Below are 2,638 nucleotides of genomic sequence, written 5' to 3' on the forward strand. Positions count from 1 at the left end.
CCCCGAGCAGGCCGAGGGCGGCGAGGCCGAGCAGCTGGCGGCGTTTCATCGCGGCCAGCGTTGCCCCAGCCTGCCGGCCTGCTGCAAGGCGGCACGGTACTCGCCGTCCAGGCGCGCCACCAGTTCGCCGACCGCGGGCAGGTCGTCGATGCCGCCGACGCCCTGGCCGGCCGACCACACGGTCTTCCAGGCCTTGGCCTCGTCGTCCACCGGCTTGAGTTTTTCGCCGTAGTTGATGTCGGCCTTGTTCTGCAGCTGCTTCAGGTCGTAGCCGGCCTGCTCCAGGCTCTGGCGCATGAAGCTGGCCGGCACCCCGGAGACCGCCGGGGTGTGGACGATATCGGCGGCGTGGGCGCCGAGGATCATGCGCTTGTAATCGTCGGAGGCGTTGCTCTCCTGGCTGGCGATAAAGCGCGTGCCCATGTAGCCCAGGTCGGCGCCGAGCAATTGCGCGGCGAGCAGCTCATGGCCGTGGTTGAGGCAGCCGGACAGCAGCAGGGTCTTGTCGAAGAACTGGCGGATCTCGGCGAGCAGGGCGAAGGGACTCCAGGTGCCGGCATGACCGCCGGCGCCGGCGGCGACCGCGATCAGCCCGTCCACGCCGGCTTCGGCGGCCTTTTCCGCGTGACGGCGGGTGGTCACGTCGTGAAACACCAGGCCGCCGTAGCCGTGCACCGCATCCACCACTTCCTTCACCGCGCCGAGGCTGGTGATGACGATGGGCACGCGGCGCTCGACGCAGATCGCCAGGTCCGCCTGCAACCGCGGGTTGCTGTGATGGACGATCAGGTTGACGGCGTAGGGCGCGGCGTCGGCGCTCAGGCTGGCCTGGATTTCGTCGAGCCAGGCGCGAAAGCCTTGGCTGTCGCGCTGGTTGAGCGCGGGAAAGCTGCCGACTATGCCGGCGTTGCAGCAGGCGCCGACCAGCGCCGGGTTGGACACCAGAAACATCGGCGCGGCGATCAGCGGCAGGCGCAGGCGTTGTTCGAGTAGGGCGGGCAGGGACATGACGGATTCCTCAGAAGGGGCGGACGACGACCAGAACGACGATACCCAGCAGCGCCAGCACCGGCGCTTCGTTGAACCAGCGGTAGAACACGTGGCTGCGGGTGTTCTCGCCGCGGGCGAAACGCTTGAGCTGGGCGCCGCACAGGAGCTGATAGACCACCAGCGCGATCACCAGGGTGAGCTTGGCGTGCATCCAGCCCTGGGCGAAGTAGTAGCCGGGGTTGAGGCTCAGCAGCCAGATGCCGAGGCCCAGGGTGGCGACCATCGAGGGCATCATGATGCCGCGATAGAGCTTGCGCTCCATGGTGCAGAAACGCTCGTGGCTGGCGGCGTCCGTGCTCATGGCGTGGTAGACGAACAGCCGCGGCAGATAGAACAGGCCGGCGAACCAGCAGACCATGGCGACGATGTGCAGGGCCTTGAGCCACAGGTAGAGCATTGCCGATCCTCGGGCAGAAAATGTCCTCGATAGTAGAGGCAGGCGACGGCCTGCGTCACCTGCGCGGTTGGAGCTTGGCCGATGCGGCTTTATCATCGGCACCTTTCCAATGGCTTTTGCAAAGGGGCATGTGATGATCAAGGTCGGTATCGTCGGCGGCACGGGCTACACCGGTGTCGAACTGCTGCGTCTGCTGGCGCAGCACCCGCAGGCGGAGGTGGCGGTGATCACTTCGCGCTCCGAAGCCGGCCTGCGCGTCGACGAGATGTACCCCAACCTGCGCGGGCACTACCCGGAGCTGGCCTTCAGCGTGCCCGACGTCGCCACCCTGGGCGCCTGCGACGTGGTGTTCTTCGCCACCCCGCACGGCGTCGCCCATGCTCTGGCCGGCGAACTGCTGGCCGCCGGCACGCGGGTGATCGACCTGTCCGCCGACTTCCGCCTGCAGGACGCCGAGGAGTGGGCCAAGTGGTACGGCCAGCCGCACGGTGCCCCGGAGCTGTTGGCCGAGGCGGTGTACGGCCTGCCCGAGGTCAACCGCGAGGCGATCAAGGGCGCGCGCCTGATCGCCGTGCCCGGCTGCTACCCGACCGCCACCCAGCTCGGCCTGATCCCGCTGCTGGAAGCCGGCCTGGCCGACAGCGCCAGCCTGATCGCCGACTGCAAGAGCGGCGTCAGCGGTGCCGGGCGTGGCGCCAGCGTCGGCTCGCTGTTCTGCGAAGCCGGCGAAAGCATGAAGGCCTACTCGGTCAAGGGCCACCGCCACCTGCCGGAGATCCGCCAGGGTCTGCGCCTGGCCGCCGGCGGCGAGGTCGGCCTGACCTTCGTGCCGCACCTGACTCCGATGATCCGCGGCATCCACGCCACCCTCTATGCGCGCGTGGCCGACACTGCGGTCGACCTGCAGGCGCTGTTCGAGCAGCGTTACGCCAATGAGCCTTTCGTCGACGTGATGCCGGCCGGCAGCCATCCGGAGACCCGCAGCGTGCGCGGCGGCAACGTTTGCCGCATCGCCGTGCACCGGCCGCAGGGCGGCGAGCTGGTGGTGGTGCTGTCGGTGATCGACAACCTGGTCAAGGGCGCCTCCGGTCAGGCGGTGCAGAACATGAACATCCTCTTCGGCCTCGACGAGCGCCTCGGCCTGTCGCACGCGGCCCTGCTGCCGTGACACCGGGCTGGGAGGTCCGCGTC

3 protein-coding genes are annotated in these 2,638 nt (G+C 68.7%); 1 reads left to right on the plus strand and 2 read right to left on the minus strand.

Annotated features, from left to right (window positions below; genetic code table 11):
• Positions 1-45: 45 nt before the first annotated feature.
• Entirely contained in the window at positions 46-1,008 is a 963-nt protein-coding gene (locus N878_RS17280; RefSeq protein WP_021444854.1) for a nitronate monooxygenase family protein, read from the minus strand.
• 10 nt (positions 1,009-1,018) lie between these two features.
• Positions 1,019-1,447: a protoporphyrinogen oxidase HemJ gene (gene hemJ / locus N878_RS17285; protein WP_021444855.1), complete on the minus strand. Its 429-nt coding sequence runs from the start codon at positions 1,445-1,447 to the stop codon at positions 1,019-1,021.
• A gap of 133 nt (positions 1,448-1,580) precedes the next feature.
• On the opposite strand from hemJ, the gene argC reads away from it, so the two are divergent.
• Complete coding sequence (argC, locus tag N878_RS17290) at positions 1,581-2,615, plus strand: N-acetyl-gamma-glutamyl-phosphate reductase (RefSeq protein WP_021444856.1); 1,035 nt, start codon at positions 1,581-1,583, stop codon at positions 2,613-2,615.
• The last annotated feature ends 23 nt before the right edge of the window (positions 2,616-2,638 follow it).

The organism is Pseudomonas sp. EGD-AK9, assembly GCF_000465935.2.
In the GTDB taxonomy this organism is placed as follows: Bacteria; Pseudomonadota; Gammaproteobacteria; order Pseudomonadales; family Pseudomonadaceae; genus Aquipseudomonas.

What these genes read in the sequence shown, in the direction of transcription:
- N878_RS17280 (WP_021444854.1), bottom strand. Translation starts at nt 1,008, where the DNA reads ATGTCCCTGCCCGCCCTACTCGAACAACGCCTGCGCCTGCCGCTGATC.
- hemJ (WP_021444855.1), bottom strand. Translation starts at nt 1,447, where the DNA reads ATGCTCTACCTGTGGCTCAAGGCCCTGCACATCGTCGCCATGGTCTGC.
- argC (WP_021444856.1), top strand. Translation starts at nt 1,581, where the DNA reads ATGATCAAGGTCGGTATCGTCGGCGGCACGGGCTACACCGGTGTCGAA.